The following is a 2508-nucleotide window of genomic DNA, read 5'->3' as shown; positions in this document are numbered from 1 at the left end:
AAACAAAAAGATTTCGCTATGTGCGTGGCAGAAAGCAAACGCTAGTTTACTCCCGTACTGTTCATAGCTTAACCGTTGTACACAATACCAAAAAATGCCGAGAATAGAACTTCAAACCGAAATAAAAGCTGATAGAAATATCGTGTTTGACCTATCTCGAAGTATCGATTTGCATAAAATATCGACCGAACAAACTAATGAAGAAGCAATTGCTGGAAAAACAAGCGGATTAATTGGAATGAATGAAAGTGTGACTTGGCGAGCAAAACACTTTGGAATCTATCAAAAACTGACTTCCAAAATAACGGAATTTGATAAACCGAATTACTTTGCGGACGAAATGGTTAAAGGAGCATTTGCTGAATTTAAACACGAACATCACTTTTCGGAATCGAATGGCGGAACTTTGATGACCGACTTTTTTGATTATAAATCGCCTTTTGGAATTTTAGGAAAGTTAGCGGACAAGCTCTTTCTTAAAAAATATATGATTGAATTACTAACTGAAAGAAACCGAATTGTAAAAGAGTTTGCGGAATCTAACAAATGGAAAGAAGTGATAAAATGAAAATCGGCACTAAAATATTAATCCTATTTCTGACTTTGAATTTTCTTTCTTGCAAAGGAACTGCTCAAGAAACGGATACTATAAAACCGACTACTGAATTTGATTTCTCAAAAGTTGAAAAATTTCGAGAAACAAAACTTAAAGGTCAGATAATAAACGATTATGATAGTATTTTCAGTCCTTCTCAAAGAAAAGAGCTATCGGACATAATCTATGACTATAATATCGAAACAACCAGACAAATAGTTGTTGTAACGATTGATAGTATCAACCCATATTCTGACATACAAAAAATGGCAACCAATTTGGGGAAATATTGGGGAGTTGGAACAGAGGAAAAAGACAATGGACTGATAATTCTTCTCTGTAAACCTTGTCAAAAAATCGGAATTGCAACTGGTTACGGCACTGAACGTATTTTGACCGACAAAATTTGTAAACAAGTAATTGATGAAACAATCATACCTGAATTTAAAAATGGAGAGTTTTATAACGGAATTAAAAACGGTGTGACTGAATTAATAACAAAATGGAAATAAAGTACTGTGTACAACAATGTATAACCGCAATTACGGCGGATTCGACTACGTCCGAATCCACTCGGAATTGCTAACGTCTATACTAAACCGAAAATAATCGCTAATTTAACCCGTAACTGACGGTTATACGAGACCGTTGTGCCTAATTTAAAGCTCGTCAGTTGAGAAAGTTGAACTATTGATTTTCTTAATCAAATCTTTGAAAGGGTTTACTTTAATTTGATTTCTATGTTTATTAACAATAATAGCATCAATTGGAACAAAGTTAATCAAATGACATCTAGCTTCACAATGCTCTCTGTTTAATGGTTTAGTAAGCATATCGTCTTCTATAACGAATGAAAACTCATCGTCAACATTCGATGAAGTCATCATAACACAAACGAAATAACCTTCAATTTCTTGTACAAGTTTATTTGATAAAACTATAGCGGGATGATTACCACCAAAATCATCATCAAATATTACTTCTACAATATCACGCTGATAAACCATTAATTACTTTTTTTGCAAAGCAATAGCTATACCTCTAGAAGAAGTTTTGAACATCGCTCTTTTCAATTTTTCAGGAGCGGATTTAATTTTTTTTGACATATATGAATAGTCAGTAGTGGAGGAAAATCCAGTAGTAATAGCAATTTGTGTATGAGAATAGTTAGAAATATTTCTAGATTTCTTCACAAATCGTTCAACCACAATAGGATTCTCTCTTTTGTAGTTTAAATCTGAATTAGTGTATTTTGGACTTGCGTCTATTAACATAATTTATTTTGTTTTTGAAATACTTTTATATTCCTCAATTTGTCTTTCTAGAAACTCTTTAATACTTACACAAGTGTTAATATCCATATAAGTACCAAACTCAAATTCTCTAACAATACCGTTTTTCGAATCTTCTATATCTTTTATAGGACGTATTATTTGACCTTCATCATTCACTTCAAATTCTGTTCCTTTTGGAATAACGCCTCTCTGACTGAAAAAATTTACATTGATAAAACCCGTAGGAGTTATTCCACCGTGCGCTCCATCAATGTGTACTTGACGGTACAAAGAGTTCTTAATATTATGAATTGTAACAGAATTTGACTTCTTATTTTTAGCCATATTGTAAATAACAAAATTTGTTAATACTACGCAAATGTAGTGAAATAAAAAAACTAGGCACAACAACGTATATAAAAAATAGCTAATTCCGTGCCAAATTTAATTTGCATTGCATATTTAATAACGTTAGTTTGGTCGGAAAAGTATTTGTGTGCTTATACACTACTTTTCATATACCAACCGTTGTGTGCAATTAAGGTACGTTAAACAAACATCCTTTACAAAGTTAAAGGCACATAGTTTACACTTTTTAAGGTATAATTTGAGATTAAAATCAAATTATTATGCCTTGGA

General features: G+C 32.1%; 5 protein-coding genes. 2 read left to right on the top strand and 3 right to left on the bottom strand.

The genetic code is table 11. The features are described 5' to 3' along the window. Window positions 1-94: 94 nt before the first annotated feature. Complete coding sequence (locus tag Q0856_RS17885) at window positions 95-568, top strand: SRPBCC family protein (RefSeq protein WP_298507190.1); 474 nt, start codon at window positions 95-97, stop codon at window positions 566-568. Beyond that, window positions 547-1107 carry a TPM domain-containing protein gene (locus tag Q0856_RS17880; RefSeq protein ID WP_298507189.1) on the top strand — a complete coding sequence of 187 codons (561 nt, stop codon included), beginning with the start codon at window positions 547-549 and terminating at the stop codon, window positions 1105-1107. The genes Q0856_RS17885 and Q0856_RS17880 overlap by 22 nt, the downstream gene beginning before the upstream one ends. 147 nt (window positions 1108-1254) lie before the next feature. Here the strand turns inward: Q0856_RS17880 and Q0856_RS17875 are convergent, their stop codons facing one another. From Q0856_RS17875 to Q0856_RS17865, 3 genes are read right to left on the bottom strand one after another with little or no spacing between them, the layout of a single operon-like run. Next, window positions 1255-1602: a type II toxin-antitoxin system PemK/MazF family toxin gene (locus Q0856_RS17875; RefSeq protein WP_298507188.1), complete on the bottom strand. Its 348-nt coding sequence runs from the start codon at window positions 1600-1602 to the stop codon at window positions 1255-1257. Window positions 1603-1605: 3 nt separating this feature from the next. Then, window positions 1606-1869: a hypothetical protein gene (locus tag Q0856_RS17870; RefSeq protein ID WP_298507187.1), complete on the bottom strand. Its 264-nt coding sequence runs from the start codon at window positions 1867-1869 to the stop codon at window positions 1606-1608. 3 nt (window positions 1870-1872) lie between these two features. Continuing rightward, complete coding sequence (locus Q0856_RS17865) at window positions 1873-2160, bottom strand: hypothetical protein (protein WP_298507186.1); 288 nt, start codon at window positions 2158-2160, stop codon at window positions 1873-1875. Window positions 2161-2508: the final 348 nt, after the last annotated feature.

This window comes from uncultured Maribacter sp. (assembly GCF_947496775.1).
In the GTDB taxonomy this organism is placed as follows: Bacteria; Bacteroidota; Bacteroidia; order Flavobacteriales; family Flavobacteriaceae; genus Maribacter_B.
The sequence above is the reverse complement of the archived record's forward strand: the minus strand, read 5'-3'. Positions and strand labels throughout refer to the sequence as shown.